The 21,002-nt window shown below is 68.3% G+C and carries 23 protein-coding genes; 6 read left to right on the top strand and 17 right to left on the bottom strand.

All coding sequences use genetic code 11. The annotated features are described in order from the left end of the window. Positions 1-9: 9 nt before the first annotated feature. From FHW83_RS24430 to FHW83_RS24450, 5 genes are all read right to left on the bottom strand, one after another. The gene (locus FHW83_RS24430) at positions 10-1,200 is read right to left on the bottom strand and encodes an efflux RND transporter periplasmic adaptor subunit (protein ID WP_176648965.1); all 1,191 of its coding nucleotides are present in this window, start codon (positions 1,198-1,200) and stop codon (positions 10-12) included. Then, positions 1,193-2,413 carry a TolC family protein gene (locus tag FHW83_RS24435; protein ID WP_176648966.1) on the bottom strand — a complete coding sequence of 407 codons (1,221 nt, stop codon included), beginning with the start codon at positions 2,411-2,413 and terminating at the stop codon, positions 1,193-1,195. Before FHW83_RS24435 ends, FHW83_RS24430 begins: the two co-directional genes overlap by 8 nt. A gap of 66 nt (positions 2,414-2,479) precedes the next feature. Beyond that, positions 2,480-2,815, bottom strand: coding sequence for a DUF2946 family protein (locus tag FHW83_RS24440; RefSeq protein WP_176648967.1), 336 nt, complete (start codon positions 2,813-2,815; stop codon positions 2,480-2,482). Between the two features lie 36 nt (positions 2,816-2,851). Continuing rightward, positions 2,852-5,002, bottom strand: a complete 2,151-nt coding sequence (locus tag FHW83_RS24445) for a xanthine dehydrogenase family protein molybdopterin-binding subunit (protein WP_176648968.1) — start codon at positions 5,000-5,002, stop codon at positions 2,852-2,854. Between the two features lie 2 nt (positions 5,003-5,004). After that, on the bottom strand, positions 5,005-5,469 hold the full coding sequence (locus tag FHW83_RS24450; protein WP_176648969.1) for a (2Fe-2S)-binding protein: 465 nt from the start codon (positions 5,467-5,469) through the stop codon (positions 5,005-5,007). 200 nt (positions 5,470-5,669) lie between these two features. Here FHW83_RS24450 and FHW83_RS24455 point away from each other — a divergent pair, with 200 nt between their 5' ends. Both FHW83_RS24455 and FHW83_RS24460 read left to right on the top strand, forming a co-directional pair. Further along, positions 5,670-7,619, top strand: coding sequence for a phosphatase PAP2 family protein (locus tag FHW83_RS24455; protein ID WP_176648970.1), 1,950 nt, complete (start codon positions 5,670-5,672; stop codon positions 7,617-7,619). Between the two features lie 63 nt (positions 7,620-7,682). Continuing rightward, positions 7,683-8,258 carry a hypothetical protein gene (locus tag FHW83_RS24460; protein WP_176648971.1) on the top strand — a complete coding sequence of 192 codons (576 nt, stop codon included), beginning with the start codon at positions 7,683-7,685 and terminating at the stop codon, positions 8,256-8,258. Between the two features lie 114 nt (positions 8,259-8,372). On the opposite strand, the gene FHW83_RS24465 is transcribed toward FHW83_RS24460, so the two are convergent. From FHW83_RS24465 to FHW83_RS24495, 7 genes are all read right to left on the bottom strand, one after another. Continuing rightward, positions 8,373-10,112, bottom strand: a complete 1,740-nt coding sequence (locus tag FHW83_RS24465) for a family 2A encapsulin nanocompartment cargo protein cysteine desulfurase (RefSeq protein WP_176648972.1) — start codon at positions 10,110-10,112, stop codon at positions 8,373-8,375. Continuing rightward, positions 10,112-11,044, bottom strand: coding sequence for a family 2A encapsulin nanocompartment shell protein (locus FHW83_RS24470; protein ID WP_176648973.1), 933 nt, complete (start codon positions 11,042-11,044; stop codon positions 10,112-10,114). Before FHW83_RS24470 ends, FHW83_RS24465 begins: the two co-directional genes overlap by 1 nt. An 86-nt stretch (positions 11,045-11,130) precedes the next feature. Then, positions 11,131-11,394 carry a helix-turn-helix domain-containing protein gene (locus FHW83_RS24475; RefSeq protein ID WP_373997265.1) on the bottom strand — a complete coding sequence of 88 codons (264 nt, stop codon included), beginning with the start codon at positions 11,392-11,394 and terminating at the stop codon, positions 11,131-11,133. After that, positions 11,391-12,314 carry a serine O-acetyltransferase EpsC gene (gene epsC, locus FHW83_RS24480; protein WP_176648974.1) on the bottom strand — a complete coding sequence of 308 codons (924 nt, stop codon included), beginning with the start codon at positions 12,312-12,314 and terminating at the stop codon, positions 11,391-11,393. The genes FHW83_RS24475 and epsC overlap by 4 nt, the downstream gene beginning before the upstream one ends. Positions 12,315-12,319: 5 nt before the next feature. Beyond that, complete coding sequence (locus FHW83_RS24485; RefSeq protein ID WP_176648975.1) at positions 12,320-12,784, bottom strand: rhodanese-like domain-containing protein; 465 nt, start codon at positions 12,782-12,784, stop codon at positions 12,320-12,322. Positions 12,785-12,986: 202 nt separating this feature from the next. Continuing rightward, positions 12,987-15,116 carry a S53 family peptidase gene (locus FHW83_RS24490; protein ID WP_176648976.1) on the bottom strand — a complete coding sequence of 710 codons (2,130 nt, stop codon included), beginning with the start codon at positions 15,114-15,116 and terminating at the stop codon, positions 12,987-12,989. A gap of 94 nt (positions 15,117-15,210) precedes the next feature. Continuing rightward, positions 15,211-16,110, bottom strand: coding sequence for a LysR family transcriptional regulator (locus FHW83_RS24495; protein ID WP_229224339.1), 900 nt, complete (start codon positions 16,108-16,110; stop codon positions 15,211-15,213). 120 nt (positions 16,111-16,230) lie between these two features. Here FHW83_RS24495 and FHW83_RS24500 point away from each other — a divergent pair, with 120 nt between their 5' ends. Both FHW83_RS24500 and FHW83_RS24505 read left to right on the top strand, forming a co-directional pair. Next, a complete protein-coding gene (locus FHW83_RS24500) occupies positions 16,231-16,911 on the top strand; it encodes a type 1 glutamine amidotransferase domain-containing protein (protein ID WP_176648977.1) in 681 nt (226 codons plus the stop codon). Continuing rightward, positions 16,908-17,204 (top strand): putative quinol monooxygenase, encoded by a 297-nt coding sequence (locus FHW83_RS24505; RefSeq protein WP_176648978.1) that lies wholly within the window; start codon positions 16,908-16,910, stop codon positions 17,202-17,204. Before FHW83_RS24500 ends, FHW83_RS24505 begins: the two co-directional genes overlap by 4 nt. A 51-nt stretch (positions 17,205-17,255) precedes the next feature. On the opposite strand, the gene FHW83_RS24510 is transcribed toward FHW83_RS24505, so the two are convergent. Both FHW83_RS24510 and FHW83_RS24515 read right to left on the bottom strand, forming a co-directional pair. Further along, positions 17,256-17,630, bottom strand: a complete 375-nt coding sequence (locus tag FHW83_RS24510; protein ID WP_176648979.1) for an ammonium transporter — start codon at positions 17,628-17,630, stop codon at positions 17,256-17,258. Positions 17,631-17,635: 5 nt separating this feature from the next. Beyond that, positions 17,636-17,923 carry an autorepressor SdpR family transcription factor gene (locus FHW83_RS24515; RefSeq protein WP_176648980.1) on the bottom strand — a complete coding sequence of 96 codons (288 nt, stop codon included), beginning with the start codon at positions 17,921-17,923 and terminating at the stop codon, positions 17,636-17,638. 120 nt (positions 17,924-18,043) lie between these two features. On the opposite strand from FHW83_RS24515, the gene FHW83_RS24520 reads away from it, so the two are divergent. Continuing rightward, positions 18,044-18,523, top strand: coding sequence for a DUF3016 domain-containing protein (locus FHW83_RS24520; protein WP_176648981.1), 480 nt, complete (start codon positions 18,044-18,046; stop codon positions 18,521-18,523). A 16-nt stretch (positions 18,524-18,539) separates the two neighbouring features. On the opposite strand, the gene FHW83_RS30525 is transcribed toward FHW83_RS24520, so the two are convergent. Both FHW83_RS30525 and FHW83_RS24535 read right to left on the bottom strand, forming a co-directional pair. Next, complete coding sequence (locus FHW83_RS30525) at positions 18,540-19,226, bottom strand: LuxR family transcriptional regulator (RefSeq protein ID WP_218106432.1); 687 nt, start codon at positions 19,224-19,226, stop codon at positions 18,540-18,542. 59 nt (positions 19,227-19,285) lie between these two features. After that, entirely contained in the window at positions 19,286-19,828 is a 543-nt protein-coding gene (locus FHW83_RS24535; protein WP_176648982.1) for a DUF1993 domain-containing protein, read from the bottom strand. Between the two features lie 179 nt (positions 19,829-20,007). Here FHW83_RS24535 and FHW83_RS24540 point away from each other — a divergent pair, with 179 nt between their 5' ends. Further along, complete coding sequence (locus FHW83_RS24540) at positions 20,008-20,697, top strand: type II toxin-antitoxin system HipA family toxin (RefSeq protein WP_176648983.1); 690 nt, start codon at positions 20,008-20,010, stop codon at positions 20,695-20,697. Positions 20,698-20,741: 44 nt separating this feature from the next. On the opposite strand, the gene FHW83_RS30530 is transcribed toward FHW83_RS24540, so the two are convergent. Continuing rightward, on the bottom strand, positions 20,742-21,002 hold a 261-nt coding region (locus tag FHW83_RS30530), incomplete at its 5' end, for a hypothetical protein (protein WP_218106433.1).

Consider the following 21,002-nt stretch of genomic DNA (forward strand, 5'->3'; position numbering starts at 1 on the left):
TCCTCCGCATCAGTGCGCGTGCTCGGCGCTGTCCTTGCCCAGCTCCGCCTTCAGCACGTAGCTGTTGGCGGCGGCGTAGCGCGCGCCGGCCGGCAGGCCTTGCAGGATCTCGGTCAGCTTGCCGTCGCCGCGGCCCAGAACCACCGGCCGCACCACGAAGCCGGTGGCGGTGCGCACGAACACGGCGGGCTGGCCGTCGACGGTCTGCACGGCGTCGGCCGCCACGGTGACGGCGGCGGCGCTGCGGCCCGACTGCACGTCGACGTTGACGAACAGGCCGGGACGCCAGGCGCGCTCGGGATTGGCCAGCGCCACGCGGGCGTTGGCGGTGCGGGTCTGTTCACCCAGCAGCGATCCGACGTAGATGATTTTGCCCTCCGCCTGCGCGGCGAACGCGGTGGCGCGCACAGTGACGGTGTCGCCCACGCGCACGCGGTCGAGGTCCTGCGGCGGCACGGCGAAATCGGCCCACACGGTGGCCAGGTCGGAGATGGTGAAGACGTTGGCGTCCTCCTTGATCGCCTCGCCCAGCGCCAAGTGCTTTTCCATCACCACGCCGCCGAACGGCGCGCGCAGCTCCAGCTGGTTGAGTTGCGCGCCCGCCGCCGCGCCGGCGCCCAGCACGCTGAGTTTCTGGCGCGCGTTCCGCACCGCCAGTTCGGCTTCGGCGTGGGTTTGCCGGGCTTGCAGGTAGTCCTGCTCGGCGGAGATCTTGTCCTGCCACAGCCGGCGTTCGCGCTCCAGCGTGGTGACGGCCAGCGCCAGCCGCTTTTGCGCGGTCAGCAGCTCGCTGCGCTGCTCCGACAGCGCGCTGCTGGCCAGCACCGCCAGCAACTGGCCGCGCTGCACCGTCTCGCCCAGCTGCGCGTGCACGGCGGTGACCACGCCGGCCAGCTTGGGCACCACGTGGGCGGTGCGGTCGTCGTTGAAGCGGATCTCGCCCGGCAGCGTGAGGATGGTGCTGATCTGCGCCGGCGCGGCCGTCGCCAGCACGATGCCGGCTGCCTTGAGCTGCGTCTCGTTCAGCAAGAGCGTCTCCGGCGCGGGTACGGCGCCGTCAGGGCGGCCGGCGGCCGGCGCGGCGTCGCTGTGGCCCGCTTCGTCGTGGGCGCTCTCGCCGCGCGGCTTGAGGATGAGCGCCGCCAGCAGCAGCGCGATGGCCGTCATGGCGGCGATGGTGATGGTCTGGCGCTTATTCATGATCGGCTCCGAGGATGCGGGTGATGGCGGCCTGCGCGCGGTGGGCGTCGGCCAGCGTGGTCAGATAGTGCGACTGCGCCTGCAACAGCGTGCGCTGCGCATCGAGCACGTCGAGGAAGCCGAACTTGCCGTACTCGAAGCCGGTGCTGGCCGCCTCGTACGCGCTGCGCGCGCCCGGCAGAATCTCGTCCTGCAAGGCCAGCGCCTGCGCGCGCGCCGCCGCGTACTCCTCGCGCGCTTGCACCAGCTCCAGCTCCAGCCGCGCCGTCACCGCCGCCAGCTCGTCGCGCGCCTGGTCGACGCGGCGCGCGCTCTCCAGCAGCGCGCCCTGATTGCGATCGAAGAACGGCAGCGGCAGCGACAGGCCCAGCACCGCCTGGGTGCGCCCCAGTTCCTCCGAGCGCTTGCTGCCCACCGTCAGCGCCACCTCCGGCACCCGGCGCGCCCGCTCCAGCTGCGCCAGCGCCTGGCGCCGCGCCAGTTCCGCGCGCGCCACCTGCAAGCCCGGCGCCTGCGCCAGCAAGGCGCGCTGCGCCGCCAGCGTGGGCAATTCCGGCAGCGCCGCTATCTCGCCGGCCGCCGCCGTGAAGCGCGGCGCCGGATTGCCCCACAGCGCCGCCAGCCGCGCGCGCGCGGTGGCCAGCGCGGCCTGGGCGCGGATCAGCTCCAGCTTGACGGTGGACGCCGCCACCTGGGCGCGGGTCTGCTCCACCGGCGACACCTTGCCCGCCACCACGCGCCGCCCGGTGGCCGCGGCCACGCGCTGCGCCAGCTCGGCCGCCTGCTGCGCCAGCTGCCACTGCTGCTGCGCCGCCAGCACCGCGAACCACGCGGCGGCCGTTTCCGCGCGCACCTCGGCGCGCCGCTGCAGCAGCGTGGCCGCCACGCCGGCGCGGCCACGCTCGGCGGCCTGCACGCGCGCCGCGCGCTGGCCGCCCAGCTCCAGCGGCTGGCTCAACAACCAGGTGGTTTCGCGGCTGGCGCGCCGTGTATCGACGCGCTCCACCGACACAGTTGGATTCGGCAACAGGCCCGCCTGCCGCACCACGCCCTCCTCGGCCGCCAGCGCATGGCGCGCCGCCGACAACTCAGGATGGTCCTCGTCCGCCAGCGCCAGCGCTGCGGACAGCGTCAAGGGCGCGGACGGCTCCACACCGGCCTGCACATAGGCAGACCATGCCGCTAACCATAGCGGCAACATCAATTTATGCATCGAATGCTCCGGTTAAAGGAAGATTCGACGAGACGTGAACAGGGAAAAGATCAGGCCTCGCCGCGCTCAGGCGACGAGAGACCAGTTGGGCCGGGGCGGCCCGTCGGCAATAAAGGAGTGGTAGTGCAGCGCGCCCGGCGGCGCATAGGCGGCGTCCGGCGCCACTGTCAGCACGGCCTCGGCGGCCGGCACCGAAGCCTGCACCGCGTGATGGCACACTTCGCAGTCGCCATGCTTGCTCTTGGCGGCGCCATCGTCATCGGCCTGCGCCTCGTGCGCGTGGCCGTGATGGCCGAAGTGCGTGACCTTGCTGGCCTCGTGCTGGCAATAGACGGCCGCCACCGACCAGGAATACTGGAGCGGCAAAATGGCCAGCAGCAGGATGAGCAGGAATTTTTTCACCCCGCGATTCTAGCATCCCGCCGCCGGCCGCGCGATTTACGCTTTCTTCAGCAGTTCCGCCCGCAGCGGCAGCTCGCGCACGCGCACCCCGGTGGCCGCGTACACCGCGTTGGTCAGCGCCGCGCCCACGCCCGCCGTGCCGGGCTCGCCGATGCCGCCCGGCGCCTCGCCGCTCGCGATGAGCTCCACCTCGATGCGCGGCGTCTGGTTGATGCGCAGGATCGGGTAGTCGTGGAAATTGCTCTGCTCCACGCGCCCGTCCTTGAGCGTGATGGCGCCGAACAGCCCGGCCGTGAGGCCATAGTTGATGCCGCTCTGGATCTGCGCCACCACCGTGTCCGGATTGACCACCTGGCCGCAGTCGACCGCGCACACCACGCGCTTGACCGCCACCTCGCCGTCGTCGCCGACCGCCACCTCCACCACCTGCGCCAGGTAAGTGCCCCAGGCGCGCATCAGGGCGATGCCGCGGCCGTGGCGCGGCGGCAGCGGCTCGCCCCAGCCGGCCTTCCGCGCGGCCACCTGCAGCACCTGCGCCGCGCGCGGCTGCTGCTCCAGCAGCGACAGCCGGTAGGCCAGCGGGTCCTGGCGCGCCAGCACCGCCAGCTCGTCCATGAAGCCCTCCAGCACCGTCATGTTGCGGGTCGGGCCGACGCCGCGCCAGAACGCGGTCGGCACCGGGCCGTCCTCCTGCACGTACTCGCTGCGCAGGTGCGGGATGTCGTAGGAGAAGTTGTCCGAGCCCTCGACATTGTCGGTGTCGAGGCCGTCCTTGAGCCAGCCCGGCGCGAACGCGGCCAGGTTGGACGGCCCGGCGATCTTGTGCGACAGCGCCACCGGCTTGCCATCCGCGCCCAGCAGCGCCCACACCGAGTGCGCGTACAGGCCGCGCAACGGGCCGTGCTGGATATCGTCCTCGCGGCTCCACACCAGCTTGACCGGCGCCTTGACCTGTTTGGCGATGGCGGCCGCCTGCACCACGTAATCGGTGTACAGGCGCCGGCCGAAGCCGCCGCCGAGCAGATGGTTGTGCAGCGTCACCTTGTCCGGCGCCAGGCCCAGCACGCGGGCGGCCTCGTCGCGCGCGCGCGCCGGCACCTGCGAGCCGGTCCAGATCTCGGCCGTGCCGTCGCCCTTGACGTGCACGGTGCAGTTCATCGGCTCCATGGTGGCGTGCGCCAGCATGGGGTTGAGGTACAGCGCCTCGATGCGCTGGCCGGCCGCCATCAGCACCCCCATGGCGTCGCCGTCGTTGCGGGCCACGTGGCCGGCCTTGCGCAGCGCCAGCACCATGGTGTCGCGCACATCATCGGTGCTCAGCCTGGCGTTCGGCCCCTCGTCCCAGACGATTTCCAGCGCGGCCATGCCCTGCCTGGCGTACCAGTAATTGTCGGCCACCACCGCCACCGCGTTGTCCAGCCGGACCACCTGGCGCACGCCGCGCAGCTTGCGCGCCTTGGCGTCGTCGACCGATTTGAGCTTGCCGCCGATGACCGGGCAGGCCGCCACCGCCGCCACCTTCATGCCCTTGACCTGGGCGTCGATGCCGAATTGCGCCGTGCCGTCGGTCTTGCCCCTGGCGTCCAGGCGCTTGAGCGGCTTGCCGACCAGCTTGAAGTCCCTGGCATCCTTCAGCGCCACTTGGTGCGGCGCCGGCAGCTTGGCGGCGGCCGCCGCCAGCTGGCCGTATTTAAGCCGCCTGCCGCTGGCCGCGTGCAGCACCGCGCCATGCTCGGCGCGGCAGCTGTCGGCCGCCACGCTCCATTGATTGGCGGCCGCCTGCAACAGCACCATGCGCGCGGCGGCGCCGGTCTGGCGCATCGGCTCGTACAGGGTGCGGATGGTGAGCGAGCCGCCGGTGAACTGGTCGCCAAACGGCGCGCCGTACACCTTGGCGTCGGGCGGCGCGTGGCGCAGCTGGATCTTGTCCATGTCCACTTCCAGCTCCTCCGCGATCAGCATCGGGATGGAGGTGTAGGTGCCCTGGCCCATTTCCACCTTCGGCATGGTCAGCACGATGCTGTCGTCGGCGCCGATGGCGATGTAGGCGTTGAGCCCGGCCGGCGCGCCGGCCGCCGCCTCGCCCTCGCCGGGCCAGAAGCCGACCATCAGCGCGCCGCCCGCGGCGGCGGCCACCTTGAGGAAACCGCGGCGCGACACGGCGCCCGGAGCGTCAGCTTGATTCATGGTCAGGCTCCCTTCATGGCGTGGCCGGCATCCTTGATGGCCTCGCGGATGCGGCTGTAGGTGCCGCAGCGGCAGATATTGCCGGCCATGGCGTCGTCGATCTCGGCGTCGGTGGGCCGCTGGTTTTTCTCCAGCAGCGCCGCCGCCGACATGATCTGCCCGGACTGACAGTAGCCGCACTGCACCACCTCCACCTTCAGCCACGCGGCCTGCGCCGCCTTGCCGGCCGGCGTCGCGCCGACGCCCTCGATGGTGGTGACCTTCTTGCCCGCCACCGCCGACACCGGCAGCACGCAGGCGCGCGTGGCCTCGCCGTCCACGTGCACGGTACAGGCGCCGCACAGCGCCATGCCGCAGCCGAATTTGGTGCCGGTCAGGTGCGCCTCGTCGCGCAGCACCCACAGCAGGGGCATCTCGCCGGGCACATCGAACTGGCGCGGCTTGCCATTGATACTGAACTTGATCATGAGCGGCTCCCTGGACAAAACGACACTATAGCCATGTATTTCCACCGGATCATACTAGCCAATGGAGATACAGAAACAACGAGAAGTTGTAAATCGATAATATTTTACGCTGGAAGCGCTGCCAGCGGGGTGCCGTAACAAGCCTGTCATATGACGCCATTAGGCTGTGGCGTTTTTCCAACCAACCACGGACCCTTGCCATGCACCACCTGCCCCCCCGCCCCCTGATCCTGGCCCTGAGCCTGGCCGCCGCCCTAAGCGCCTGCGGCGGCTCCAGCACCGACGAGGTGCTGGTGATCCCGGCCGCGCCGGCCGACCAGGGCGCGCCCGAGGTGGCGGCCGTCCCCAGCGCCACCGCCTTTGTCGACGCCATCGCCACCAACCAGCGCGGCGACGCCCGCTACGCCACCCTGGCCACCAACGCCGGCGTGCGCGTGCTGGGCGGCTTCCTCAGCATCTGGAAACCGCTGACCGAAATCGTCGACGCCGGCCAGACCGCGCCGGCGCGCGATGGCTTCCCGGCCGTGGTGGCCTCGAGCTGGAGCGGGGTGCCGGGCGACGGCACGCCGGACGGCACGGTGCTGAACGCGGCCGTGCACAAGGCCAATATCGACTACGTGATCAACGCCACCGCCAACCGCACCGCCGCCCAGGGCGTGCAGGCCTACCTGGACGACCGCCGCGGCAAGGGCTACAGCGTGTCCGACGGCATGGGCCCGCTGACCGCCGCCTGGCGCAACGCCGCCCAGCAGACCACCAGCATCACCGAGGTGGCGGCCGACGCCACCACCAAGCTGTACAACGACAGCGGCAACAACACCGGCGTCGGCGGCAGCGCCAACGCGGCCTTCGGCAACGTGGTCGACCTGGTCAACCTGGTCGGCAACAACGCCTCCACCGAGCCGGCCAAGCGCTTCTACAAATACGCCCGCCCGTACCGCTGGAGCAGCAGCGTGGTGGTGCTGCCGGCGCTGGTGCCGGCCAAGAGCGGCACCCCGGCCACGGACGGTGGCTTCACCAGCGGCCACTCGGCCGAGGCCGAGCGCGACGCCGTGGCCATGGCCTACGCCGTGCCCGAGCGCTACCAGGAAATGCTGAGCCGCGGCCTGGAGCTGGGCGAATCGCGCATCCTGGCCGGCATGCACTCGCCGCTGGACGTGATCAGCGGCCGCATCCTCGGCCTGGCCAGCGCCGCCGCCAACCTGGCCGACCCCGCCAACGCCGACAAGAAAAAAGCCGCCGTGGCGCAGGCCCACAGCACCCTGCTGGCCGCCACCGGCACCAGCGAGGCCAGCTTCGCCGCCTACGCCCAATCCGGTACCGCAGCCAACGACCGCTTTGCCGACTACGCCACCAACAAGGCCAACTTCCTGCGCCGCAGCACCTACGGCTTCGCCCCGATCGGCGCCACCAACGTCCCGGCCAGCGTGCCGAAGGGCGCCGAAGTGCTGCTGGAAACGCGCCAGCCCTACCTGTCCGACGCCCAGCGCCGCGTGGTGCTGAAAACCACCGCGCTGCCCTCCGGCTACCCGGTGATGGACGATCCCGAAGGCTGGGGCCGCCTGAACCTGTTCGCCGCCGCCGACGGTTACGGCGCCTTCAGCGGCAACGTCACCATCGTGATGGACGCGGCCAAGGGCGGCTTCCACGCGGTCGACCGCTGGCGCAACGACATCGGCGGCGCCGGCAAGCTGGTCAAGCAAGGCACGGGCACGCTGAAACTGGCCGGCGCCAACAGCTGGACCGGCGGCACCGAGCTCAGCGCCGGCACCCTGCAGGGCGAATCGGTGGCGGCCTTCGGCGCCGGCGACGTCTACAACAGCGGCGGCACGCTGGTGGCCAACGCCCCGGCCGCGCTCAAGCTAGCCGGCAAGTACACGCAGCTGAGCGGCGGCACCACGCTGGAACTGGACCTCGGCGGCGCCGCCGCCGGCAGCGCCGGCACGCTGAACGTGGCCGGCACCGCCACCATCGCCGGCGGCACCCTGCGCATCAAGTTCGCCAACGGCTACAAGCCGAAGGCCGGCGACGTCCTGACCGTGCTCACCGCCGGCAGCCTGAAAGGACGCTTCAGCGCCATCACCGTGGATGGCTTCGGCAACGTGAGCGCCAACTACGGCGCCACCACGCTGACCCTGACCCTGGGCTGAGCCTTGCCGCAGGCGCGGCCGCAGCATGTATGATGGCGACATCGTCCATCCGCCGACCGCGCCATGAACCAAGCTGAACTCGATCTCTTCAACGACAAGCTCGACGCCCACGCCAGGGAGGTCGAGCGCTTCCACGGCGAGGTCGCCAACGTCACGCGGCAGATCGCCAACTGCGACAAGCTGGTGCGGCTGGCCAACGCCGGCCTGAGCCAGATCGACGGCAAGATCGCCGAGGCGGTGCGGGTCGGCGCCGAGGCGCAGCGGATCGCCCAGCAGGCCGGGGCCGAGGCCAGCGCGGCCGCCACCGTCGCCACCCAGGCGGCGGTGGGCGAGCTGGTGGCGCAGCTGCGCGAAGCCACCGAGGCCGCGCGCCAGACCGGCCGCTCGCTGAACCTGCTGCAATTCAAGACCGGCGGCTGGATCGCCGTGTACACGGGGCTGGTGCTGCTGTGCTGCCTGGCCACCGGCGCGCTGACCGGCTGGGCGCTGCGCGGCCACGCGCTGACGCCCGAGCAGGCGCGCTACGTCGAGCTGGGCAAGGCGCACGAGGCGCTGCTGGCCAACGCCAGCGACAAGGAGCTCAAGCAGCTGAACGCCATCCGCAACCGTCCGCCAGCGAAAAAGCCGCAGGACAAATAAGCGCCATCGCCGCGCCATAAAAACGGGGTCAGGTCCTCCATTTCTACACGGCCTCTGCCGTAGCGTCGCTACGGCGGAGGCCGTGTAGAAATGGAGGACCTGACCCCGGAGTGTTTACCTGGCCAGCTGGCGCACCACGGCGATCAGGCGGTCGATTTCCTCGTAGGTGTTGTAGAACGCCAGCGATGGCCGCACCGTGGTCTCGACGCCGAAGCGGCGCAGGATCGGCTGCGCGCAATGGTGGCCGGTGCGCACGGCGATGCCTTCCTCGTTGAGCGCCTTGCCGACCTCCTCGGTGGTGTAGCCATCCAGCACGAACGACATCACGCTGGCCTTGTCCGCCGCCGTGCCGATCAGGCGCACGCCGGGGATTTGCCTGAGCAGGTGGGTGCCGTATTCCAGCAGCTCGTGCTCGTAGCGCGCAATGTTGTCGATGCCGATGCGGTTGACATAGTCGATCGCCGCGCCCAGGCCCACCGCGTCGGCGATATTGCCGGTGCCGGCTTCGAACTTGTTCGGGATCGGCTGATACACGGTTTTTTCAAACGTCACGTCGGCGATCATATTGCCGCCGCCCTGCCATGGCGGCATGTCTTCCAGCACCTCGCGCTTGCCCCACAGCGCGCCGATGCCGGTCGGGCCAAACACCTTGTGGCCGGAGAACACGAAGAAGTCCGCGCCCAGCGCCTGCACGTCGATCCGCATGTGCGACACCGATTGCGCGCCATCGACCAGCGCCTTGGCGCCCACGCTGTGCGCCAGCGCCACCACCTCGCGCACCGGCGTCACCGTGCCCAGCGCGTTCGACACCTGCGTGATCGAGACCAGCTTGGTGCGGTGGTTGAGCAGCTTGCGGTATTCGTCGAGCAGGATCTGGCCGCTGTCGTCGACCGGGATCACGCGCAGCCTGGCGCCCTTGGCGGCGGCCAGCTGCTGCCAAGGCACGATGTTGGCGTGGTGCTCCAGGTGGGAGACGATGATCTCGTCGCCCTCGCCGATGTGCTGCGCGCCCCAGCTCTTGGCCACCAGGTTGATGGCCTCGGTGGTGCCGCGCACGAAGATCACCTCGTTCACGTCCGGCGCGTTGATGAAACGCTGCACGCGCTGGCGCGCGCCTTCATACGCATCGGTGGCGCGCGCCGCCAGTTCGTGCGCGGCGCGGTGGATGTTGGAGTTCTCGTGCTCGTAGAAATAGCTGATGCGGTCGATCACCGATTGCGGCTTGTGCGTGGTGGCGGCGTTGTCGAACCAGACCAGCTGGCGGCCGTTGACGCGCTCCCGCAGAATCGGGAAATCGCGCCGCACGGCGTGCACGTCGAATGGCGGATGGCTGCTGAACGCGCCCAGCGCCGGTGAGGGCGCAGGCGCGGCGGCCGGACGATCCCACTCGTTGAGGAAGTAGTAGGCCGGCGCATCAGCCTGACGCTGCCCGCCCAGATTCAGCGCCGGCACGCCCAGCACATTGCTGCCGCCGCGCGGCTCGTAGGCCGGCGCGCTGCTGTACACCTTGTCCGGCACGCCGTTGCCGGCCTGCGCCGACGGCGCCAGCGCCGGGACGCGGTTGGCCAGCGACGGCAGCTGCGTGGGCGAGGCCGGGATCAGATTGGTGCCCGGCAGCTGCCCTTGCGGAATCGGCGTGCCCGGCACCGACGGTCCGAGGCCGGCCGGGCTGGCCAGCGGCGAACCGGCCGGCGCCACATTGGCCGGCGCCTGCACACCGGGCACGCCGGCCGGCGGCGCCAGCGACGCCCCCGGACCGCCCGGCCCCGCCTTGAACAGCTCGTTCGCAAGCCGCGCCAGCGCCGCCGTGTCGAACGGCGCGCCGTCCGGCAGAGTTGGAGATGGTTGGCTCATTATTTGTAGGTGTCCGGGTAGTCGTGGTATTTGCCGATCTCGACCTCGTCCAGCACCGCCAGCGCGTCCGGGGTCAGCACCGCCAGCGAGCAGTACAGCGAGATCAGATAGGACGAGATCGCGTGGTTGTTGATGCCCATGAAGCGCACCGACAGGCCCGGGCTCTGCTCGCCCGGCAGGCCCGGCTGGTACAGCCCGACCACGCCCTGGCGCTTGTCGCCCACGCGCAGCAGCAGGATCTTCGACTTGCCGTCGGCCACGGGCACCTTGTCCGACGGGATCAGCGGGATGCCGCGCCAGGTGATGAACTGCGAGCCGAACAGGCTGATGGTGGGCGGCGGCGTGCCGCGGCGGGTGGCCTCGCGGCCGAAGGCGGCGATCGCCAGCGGGTGGGTCAGGAAGAAGGCCGGCTCCTTCCACACCTTGGTCAGCAGCTCGTCGAGGTCGTCCGGGGTCGGCGCGCCGGTCAGCGGGAAGATGCGCTGGGCGTCGCTCACCTGCGCCAGCAGGCCGTAGTCGGGGTTGTTGATCAGCTCGGACTCCTGGTTTTCCTTGATGGTCTCGATGGTCAGGCGCAGCTGTTCCTTGATCTGGTCGTGCGGGCTGCTGTACAGGTCGGACACGCGGGTGTGCACGTCGAGGATGGTCGACACGGCGTTGAGGAAATACTCGCGCGGGTTTTCCTCGTAGTCGACATAGGTGCGCGGCAGCTGGTTCTCCTCCTCGCGCGCGGTGCAGGTGACCTTGATCGCCTCCGGATTCTTCACCTGGTTGAGGCGGTAGATGCCGGCCTCCACCGGCACCCACTGCAGCAGGTGGGTCAGCCAGCGCGGGCTGATGGTCGACAGCTGGGGCGCCGTCTTGGTTGCGTTCGCTAATTGCCGCGCGGCGTTATCGCCCAGCGCCGTGGTACCACCTACAGTTGCCGACATCGTGACTCCGATCCAGATTGGTTAATGAGAAAAATACATAAGCAAGTTTGCGGAATGCATAACGTTTCTTCAACAGGCTATAGCCATCAGACCGCCGCGTGCGGCTCGCGCAGGCGCTCGCCGTGGGTCAGCAGGGCCGACGGCGTCAGGTTCAGCGCCGCGGCCAGCTTCTCCACCGTCACCAGCGAGGCGATCACCACGCCGCGCTCGATCTCGCCGATGTAGGAACGGTTCAGGTTGGAATATTCGGCCAGCCGCTCCTGCGACCAGCCGTGCGCCTCGCGCAGCTGGCGCACGCCGAGGCCGAAGCCCTGCACCAGCGCGCTGGGCACGCCCGCCGGCGCGTTCACGCGGCCCCCATGCCGTTGGCCAGCGCGCCCTCGCGCGACTCGGCCTGGGCCACGCGGCCGCCGGGCGGCACATCGTGGGTGAGCCAGACATTGCCGCCGATGACCGCGCCGCGGCCGAGCGTGATGCGGCCGAGGATGGTGGCGCCGGCGTAGATCACCACGTCGTCCTCCACCACCGGATGGCGCGGCAGGCCCTTTTGCAGATGGCCCTCGGCGTCGGTGGGGAAGCGCTTGGCGCCCAGCGTGACGGCCTGGTAGAGGCGCACGCGCTGGCCGATGACGGCGGTCTCGCCGATCACCACGCCGGTGCCGTGGTCGATGAAGAAGCCGGCGCCGATTTGCGCGCCCGGATGGATGTCGATGCCGGTGGCACCGTGCGCCAGCTCGGCGATGATGCGCGCCAGCAGCGGCAGGCCCAGGCCGTGCAAATGGTGGGCGATGCGGTAATGAATCATGGCCAGCACGCCCGGATAGCACAGCAGCACCTCATCGACACTGCGCGCCGCCGGATCGCCCTGGTAGGCGGCCAGCACATCGCTGTCGAGCAGGGTGCGGATGGCGGGCAGGGCGGCGGCGAAGCTGCGCACCGCGACCAGCGCGTCCTCGTGCACCGGGCGGCCGGCCTCGCCGCGCAGGCTGGCGTTGTAGGCCAGCTCGCGTTTCACCTGGTGCAGCAGCGCGTGCAGGGCGGCGTCGAGCGCGTGGGCGACGTGGAAATCCTCGCTCTCCTGGCGCAGGTCGGGCGGGCCGAGGCGCATCGGGAACAGCACGCCCTTGAGGCAATCGATGATCGAGGACAGCGCGTCGCGCGAGGGGAACTCGCGGTTGCCGGCCTCGCTGTTGCGGCGCTGGGTCTGGCGCCAGTTGTGGCGGGCCGCGTGCAGCGACTGCACCACGCCGGCGATGTCGAAGGTGGCCATGGCGCTCAGTCCTGGATCCAGGGCAGGCCGCGGAAGCGCCAGCCGTCGTCCTTGCCGCGCTGCTGGTGCTCGTCGATCTCGCCCTCGAAGCCCTCCAGCACATTGAAGACGTGGACCAGGCCGGCCTTGGCGGCCGCCTCGGCCGCCAGCGCCGAGCGCTTGCCGCTGCGGCACAGCAGCAGGGCGACCGCCTCCTTGCCGCCGATCTTGGCCTCGAGCTCGCGGGCGAAACGGGGATTGCGGGTGAGCGCGGTGCCGGTGGCCCAGGCCACGTGCGCGCTGCCCGGCACGTGGCCGACGAACTTGCGCTCCTCGGCGGTGCGCACGTCGACCAGCAGCGCCTGGCCGCTGGAGAACAGCTCCCAAGCCAGCGCCGGCGGCACGCCGCCGGCATACGACAGGCCGTCGGCCCCGGCCTGGGATTGGATTGCCGCCAGCGGTGCCGGCAGATCGAGAGCGACTTCTGACATGACTAACCTTTGTGCGTTGATGGCGATAGACGCCAGCATACGACCCGTTTCCGCCAAACAAAACGAATAAAAACAACTTCACAAAGGTGAAAAACAAATAAAGCAAATCCGGGGTCAGGTCCTCCATTTCTACACGGCCTCAACAGCTGCGCTGTTGAGGCCGTGTAGAAATGGAGGACCTGACCCCGGATGCCGGTGGGCGTCAGCGCTTGGCGATGGTGACCGGGATGCTGGCGGTGGCGCTGACGCCGGCGCCATCGGTGGCCGTGACTTTCAGGGTGTAGCTGCCGGCCACCGGCGACGGCCAGGCCACCACCACGTTCATGCCGCTGGCGCTGAAGCTCATCCCCAGCGGCGCGCCCGAGATGCTGAGCGAGACCGCGCCGCTGTTGCTGACCTTGACGGCGATGCTGCCGCTCAGCGCCTTGCCCACCACGCCGCTCAGCGCGCTGGCGGTGATCACCGGCGGCGTCGACGAGGCCTTGGTGGTGGTCGTGGTGGTGCCGCCCGCCGCCGCGACCACCACGCTGTACACGCCCTGCCCGCTCAGGCCGTTGACGCTGTCCTTGGCGGTGACGCTGACGTTGTAGCTGCCGGCCACCGGCTTGGCCCAGCTGACCACGCCGGCGCCGCTGATGCTCATGCCGGACGGCGCGCCGCTCAGCGCGTAGGTGACGGCGTTGCTGGCGGTGACCGCCACCGTGAAGCTCAGCGCGGTGCCAGCCTTGCCGTTGATGGTGGCGCCCGACACCACCGGCGCGGTCTGCACCGTCAGCCCGGACAGGGTGGACAGCAGCGCCGCGCCGTTGGGCGTGCCGAGGCCGGTGGCCTGGTCGTAGCCCACTTCGCCACTGCAGCCGCCGCAGCTGCCGTGGCTGCCCTTGGTGATGTCGGCGAACACGCTGGCGTAGGTGCCGGCCACGGTGGCGATGTTGGTGTACAGCGCGCTGTGCGGCTGCGCCAGCGCGGCCTTGCCGTTCTGCGCGCGCAGGGCGTTGGCGACGGCGATCAGGCCGGCCCACTGCGGCGTCGACAGGCTGGTGCCGCCCACGCTGGTCCACTTGACGGTGCTGCCGCCGCCGGCGATCACCGCCACGTACTGGCCGCTGTTCGGATCGGCGTTGAAGGCGACGTCCGCCACCGTGCGGCGGCTGGCCGTGCCCATGCCGGGGACGGCGGTGCTTTGGTAGGCCGGCGTGGCGACATACTGGCTGACGCCGCCGCCGGTGCTGGACCACACCACCTCGGAACGCGCGCCGGCGCCGCTGTAGCTCAGGGTGGTGCCGCCCACCGCCAGCACCTTGGGCGAGACCGACGGCCACGAGACCGCCGCGCCCGAGTCGCCGGTGGCGGCCAGGTAGGTCATCTTGGCGCCCGAGAACACGCTGTCGGCGGCGCTGGTGCCGCTGGTCTCGCTGCCGCCAAAGCTCATCGAGACGATGCCCGGCCCCAGGTTGTTGGCCAGGCGCACGCCGCCCAGCAGATTGTCGTACGAGGCGCTGGCCGCCTCGATCAGCACGATGCGCGCCAGCGGCGCGGTGGCGTGCGCCCATTGCACGTCCAGCGCGATCTCGGTGGCCCAGCCGGAGTCGTAGGCCGGCGCGGTGGCGGTCATGCCGCCGGCGGCGGTGCTGTACACGATCGACAGCTCGCAGGCGCTGGAGGACGCGGCCGCCAGCGGCAGGCTGGCGTTGGTGGCGATGGTCTTGGTGGCGCAGACCGGCAGGCCGAACTTGCTGTTGAACGCCGCCAACTCGGCCGCCACGTTCGGGTTGTGCATGGCGTCGACAATGTAGATGGTCTGGCCGGCGCCGAGCTGGGCCGCCTGGGCAGCCGTCAGGTTGCTGTAGCTGGACGGCAGCGCCGGCAAGCCGTAGGCGGCGCGGATTTGCGCCGGGGTGTAGGTTACCACCGTGGTGCTGGTGGCCAGCGGCGTGGCCGAGCCGCCGCCATTGTCGGTCGCTTCGACGGCGGTGGCGCCGCGGTTGGCTTGCACCTGGCGCAGCCGGTCGACCGTCAGCTGGCGCGAGCTCAGGCGGCGGAACGCCGACGGCACGGTTTCGGTGTGCACGGTGGTGGGCGCGGCGGCGCCGGGCGCGACATCCTCGGGTGCGTCCAGCAGCACCGGCGCCATGTGGAACGCTGGCTGGGCGAATTGCTGGGCGTCGGCGGCCGGCAGGGTGCCGTCATCGAGTTGCAGGACGGTGGAGGCGGTGGCCAGCGGCGCGGCCGCTTGCGCCTGGGGGGCGTCGGCGCCGTTCTCGCTGCCGCCGCAGGCGCTCAGCAGCGCGGCGATGCAGGTCAGCGACAGCGCGCGGGGGAAGTGTTGCATGGCTATCTCTCGAATGGGGAGGGTCGAGAAAATAGTAACAAATTCCCGTACGGAAATATATTGAAACGGGCGTAAAACCGCGTAAAGGCCGACTTCACGGCGCTGGAAGCGCTTCCCCCAGGAGGTAATCACGCAACAGACGGGCGCTGGGACCGATCCGTTGCGAGTGAACCAGGAAGATGTCCAGCGGCGCCGTCTCGACCTCCGGCAACACCCGCACCAGATCGCCGGACGCCAGCAGCGCCGCCGCGTCGTAGGCCGGCAGGCGGGCGATGCCTTCGCCGGCCAGCACGAACGCCAGCCGCGAGGCGGCGCTGTCGGTCACCACGTCGCCCCGGACCGCGACCTGCACCTCCTCGCCGTCGATGCGCAGCGTGGCGGCGCGCTGTGTCGGCGGATACAGCACCCAGCGGTGCTGCTCCAGCTCCGCCACCGACTGCGGCGCCCGGTAGCGCCGCAGATAGGCCGGCGCCGCGCACAACATGGTCGGCTCGCGCACCAGCCGCCGCGCCACCAGCGAGGAATCGGCCAGCGGCCCGGCGCGCACCGCCAGCTCGATGCCCTGCTGCACCAGGTCGACGTTGGCGTCGTTCATCGCGACATGCAGGCGGATCGCCGGGTAGCGGCGGCGAAATTCCAGCAGCGCCGGCATGATGCGCTTGCCGCCGAAGTGGTGCGAACAGGTGATGCGCACCTCGCCGCGCGGCTCGGCGCGCAGCAGCTCCATGCCGCGGATGCCGTCGTTGGCCTCGTCCAGCAAGCGCTCGCAATGCACGCGGAACGCCTCCCCGGCCGGCGTCAGGCTGAAGCTGCGCGTGCTGCGCTGGGCCAGCGGCACGCCCAGCTTGGCTTCCAGCGTGCGGATGTGGTGGCTGACCACCGCGCGCGTCAGGCCCAGCGCCCGGGCGCCGGCGGCGAAGCTACCGGCGCGCACCACGGTGGCAAACACCGCCATGGCGCGCAATTCGTCGAGGATGGGGGAAGGATCGCTCATCATTGTATTAATTGGTTTGACATTGAGTCATCTTAGCAGCATCTACTGCCCGGCGCCGAAGCGGCCTATATTGAGCACATGCCCGCAAAAAAAGGGTTCACTCACTACCAGGAGCTTGCCATGAACACCAAACACGTACTGTTTATTTTGACAAACGCCGCCGAGATCGGTCCGAACCACCGCGCCACCGGTTACTTCTTTCCCGAAGTCGCGCACCCGTATGCGGTGTTCGACCAGGCCGGCGTCGCGGTGGAATATGCGTCGCCGCTGGGCGGCGCGATTCCGGAGGATGGCTACGACGCCGCCGACCCGGCACAACTGGCCTTCCGCAACAGCGCCGCGCTGCGCCGTCTGAACCACAGCCGCAAGCTGTCGGAAGTCGATGTGCGCGATTACGACGCCATCTTCTTCCCAGGCGGCCTCGGCCCGATGGTGGACATCGCCCAGGACTCCGACGTCAAACAGGCCGTGCTGCGGGCCTGGGAGGCGGGCAAGGTCGTCGCCGCCGTCTGCCACGGCCCGGCCGCCTTCCTCGGCGTGCAACTGGCGGACGGCACGCCGCTGGTGCGGGGCCGCAGGCTGACCTCGTTCTCGAACGACGAGGAAGCCGGCTACGCCCAGGCCGACGTGCCGTTCAACCTGGAAACCGCGCTGCGCGCCGAAGGCGCCGACTATGCGGCGGCCGACGTGTGGCAGGAAAACGTGGTGGTCGATGGCCGCCTCATGACCGGGCAGAATCCCGCCTCGGGCGCAGCGTTGGCGAAGCAAATCGTCAAGGCCCTGCAAGAGGTGGCGGCATGAGCGCAGGCGTCATCACCGTGGTGGCGCACTGGCAACCGCTGGACGGCAAGCTGGGCGAGGTGCTGGCCGCGCTGGCGGCCATGCGTCCGCAAACGCTGGCGGAGCCGGGCTGCCTCGGCTACGAAGTCTACCGGGGCGTGGATGGCCCGCACCAGTTGCTGCTGCTTGAGCACTATCGCGACCAGGCGGCACTGGAGGCGCATCGCCAGTCCGAGCACTACCAGTCGCTGGTGATCGGCCGTGCCCTGCCCTTGCTGGCCGGGCGTCAGGTCGAGCTGCTGCAGGCCGCGTAATCCACCGGGCAAGCGTGATCAAGTCGATCAGCGCTTGCCCGACTAGCGATCTCAAGCGGCCTTGGTTTTGGCGCGCAGGAAAAAACAATAGCCGATGCTCACCGCCATGCCGGCGACGATCGCGCCGCAGCCCAGCACCACCGCGACCGGAATCGGCGCGAACGCCCACAGTCCCGCGTAGACCAACCCGCTCAGCGCCATCGCCCAGCCGCCAACGCGCCGGACCTTGCGCGCCCAGGCGGCGGGAACAAAGGCCTTGGGCATCTGGTTGCCGGACCATGCCACCATCAGGCCGATCAGGCTGATGACGATGCGGGTCCCCGTCTCCGCCTCCAGATAACCCGTTTCCCGCGCCAGCCTGACGCCAAGCGCCGCCACCAAGATGCCCACGCCCCAGGCCAGACCACCCATCACGTCCTTGCTCATCGCGATCACTCCTTCTCAGATGCCCCGGCTTGCGCGCCCGGGCCAAACGATTGAACGAAACCCAACAGCGCGTCTTCCAGCACCGTCAGCTTCAAGTGGTAAATCACGGACTTGCCGGCCTTCTCTGCGTGCACGAGATCGGCCTCCTTCAATATCGCGAAATGCGCCGACATGGTCGGCTTCGACACATTGAACTGATCACTGAGCTCGCCTGCGCTCATGGGGCCCTTGCGCAGCAACTGCAGCACGCGGCGGCGGGTGGGGTCGGAGAGGGCTTTAAAGACTTGGCTCATGATGCGATAATTAGCTAATTATCGAAATGAGTCAAGAGGAATCTGAAGCGGGCACATCGGCCCGCGCCGTCGAAACAGCGTATAGTCACGCGGTATCACCCTTTGCAAGAGAGGCCAGCCATGCAAACGCCCGCGTTGACCATCGCCGCCGCGATCGCCCTGGCGATCGCATCGTCCAACGCTGCCGCGACGGCGAACGTCAGCTACGTGAATACGGACGCCATGACCGACGTGCCGCGCCATTACAAGGACCTGGAGTCGATGGAGTACGTCTTCACCCAGCACCTCAGCCAGCTGTCCGAGCGGCTCCCCGCCGGGCAGGTGCTGAAGGTGGAGTTCCTGGACATCGACCTGGCCGGCGACGTGTTCCCGCGCGTCCCGGTGCGCGACATCCGCGTGACCAAGGGCCAGGCCGACTGGCCGCGCATGCACTTGCGCTACAGCATCGAGCAGGACGGCAAGGTGGTCCGCGGCGGCGAGGCCAAACTGGCCGATCCGAACTACCAGCTTGGCGTGAATATGTACCAGCAAGACCTGTACGGTTACGAGAAACAAATGCTCGATAACTGGTTCCGCAAGGAGATCTTGCCGCAGAAATAAGACAGCCCACGCGGCGCTATGCGCGCGGCTTGACCAGGCCGTACATGACGGCCTTGGCCACGGCATGCTGGCGGTTCGACGCGCCCAGCTTCTTGATCACCGAAGTCAGGTGAAAATTGATGGTGCGTTCCGCCACGCCGACGATCTGGGCCATTTCCCAGGCGGTCTTGCCCTCGCACGCCCAGAACACGCACTCCAGTTCGCGCTCGGTCAATTCGTTGACCTTGGGGTTGTCGATCTTGTCGATCCGGATATAAGCGTCGAAAAGGTAATTGCTGAAGATGCCGGCGGCCGGCAGCAGATTGCCGAGCCGGTCGTCGTCCAGCGTCAGGTCCGAACTGGCCAGGCTGAAGAAGGCGGTCTGCCCGCTCGGAGGGCTGAGCGGCACCGTCAAGCCACGGTGCAGGCCGTGCGCCCTGCCGCGCTCGAGGAAGGCCGTTCCCTCGCCGGCGCCGCCCTGGGCAGCGGGCAGATGCTCCAGTTCGCTCCAGAGGATAGGCGCGGTATTGGAAAAGCTGTACTGGAGGATCGGATCGACCGCGGATGCCCGGCGCCGCAGATAATGGTCCAGCCACTCGGCGGGAAAATTCGTCACCGTGATCAAGCGCGGCGCGGTCAGCGACACCGCCTCGCATACGGCGAACATATAGTGCGGCATGCCGGTCGCGCTACAGAAGTCACTGCAGATGGATTTCAAATCCATAAGGTGAGGTGCCTTCGACAAGGCATCGCGGAATGCGCGGAGGTGGGAATAGTCCATCGCTACTGCAAGTTGTCCAGATCAGCCGGATCGCACTCGTCGGTGTAGACGAAGCCGAGCGGGTATCGATGATAGCCGTCGAAGTCGGCTTTCCCGATTGGCACCCCGGCATGGCGGGCGATCGCATACACCATCGCATAATGGAAGAAGAAATTCGGCATGGCGTACATCTGGTAGTACTCCCACCCGTCCATGTTCAGATCGGCAAAGCCTGCCGCCGTCGAGACGGACTGGGCGCCAATCCGGCCGAACGCATCATCGGGAATGGCCTCCAGATAAGCGCAGGTCGAGTCCAGCTCGGCCAGAACGCTTTCAAAGCTGTCGACGTCGTCGCTGAAGGAGACGATGTCCCGGCCGGCCAGCGGGCAGACGGTGCGCAGCGTGAATCCGATCGCCGTTTTCGCCTGTTGCAGCAGCGGGAACATATCCGGATAGAGCCGCTGGGCGCCGATCGCTTTATCGACAGCGCGGACACGGTTGAGCACTTCGCGCAGCCTGCTCAGGTAATGCAAGAAAATTTTGGTTGGCACGACCACGTTGTCCACTCCTGTTCCCGGCACGGTTAGCAATGTCGATGGCGGCACGTAAACGCGTTTTGCCGCTACGCCCCCGCTACTATAGCGAAGTGCCTCGGCCGGCTCACCTGTCAGATCTGACACCGCGCTCCCTGCCATATCTGACAGGGACATCTGACAGCTACACATGCAGCAAGCAGCGCCTCAGAATGGATCCCGAATCGACCCAACCGGAGGAACCAGCATGCCACCCACCCAGCCGCCGGCGACTTGCGACCACGGCTGGTATCAATGTGCCCAATTTCGAGCTCATCAATATCGGAGACCGCTCTGTTCTGCTCGTTGATCGATTTGATCGCGTAGACGGCAATCGTGTTCACTATGCAAGCGCACACAGCTTTCTCGATCCAAAGCCGCTAAGCGCTAGCGGCCGCGAGTACATGACCAGCTTCTCATACGCGGGAATCGCAGAAGTACTGCGGCCCTACAGCGCGGATGCCTACGCGGATGCGCATGAACTATACCGACGCATGGTGTTCAATATCATGGTGGGCAATGTCGACGACCGCTTGCGCAATCACGCCTTCCTCATGCCCCAACATGGCCAGTACCGCCTTGCTCCAGCCTTCGATATCATCCCTCATATGGAAGCTTCCGACCGGCCACAGAGCATCGGAGTCGGTGAACTTGGACCTGCGGGCACGATTGCAAATGCACTTTCACAATGCAGCCGCTTTCTGCTGACGCAGCAAGAAGCACGCGCAATCATCATCGAAGTGAAGAACATCATCTCCGCTTGGCGCGATGAGTTCCGGGACGCGGACATTGCACCGCGCGATATCCATATGCTCGCTGGCTGCTTCAGTATCGCTGACGAAGCCGTACGTTTCAGTTACTAAGCGGCATCTCGGCATATTGAATACAAAATCATCTATCCGATCGATTATTTTGAAAAGGTCGACTGCGCAAAAAGGGTCGAATATTCGTATGCGCGGTGTGCGTCTATGCCGTGTGTCTGCTCTAAGTAAAGCTGATGTTGGGTCACCTGAAGAAAAATTTTTGGTCTAGTAGCTGGCCCCGTCAAACGTAGTTCTGCGCGCAAGCCTAGGGTGTAATGACCCAGTGAATTCCTGCTCAGGTGATAATACTGAAAGGACATCACGTGAGCATGGTTATGGAAGAGGAAGTTAAACGTTGGACTGCA

The sequence above is a fragment of the Duganella sp. SG902 genome (assembly GCF_013376005.1).
GTDB lineage: Bacteria > Pseudomonadota > Gammaproteobacteria > Burkholderiales > Burkholderiaceae_D > Rugamonas.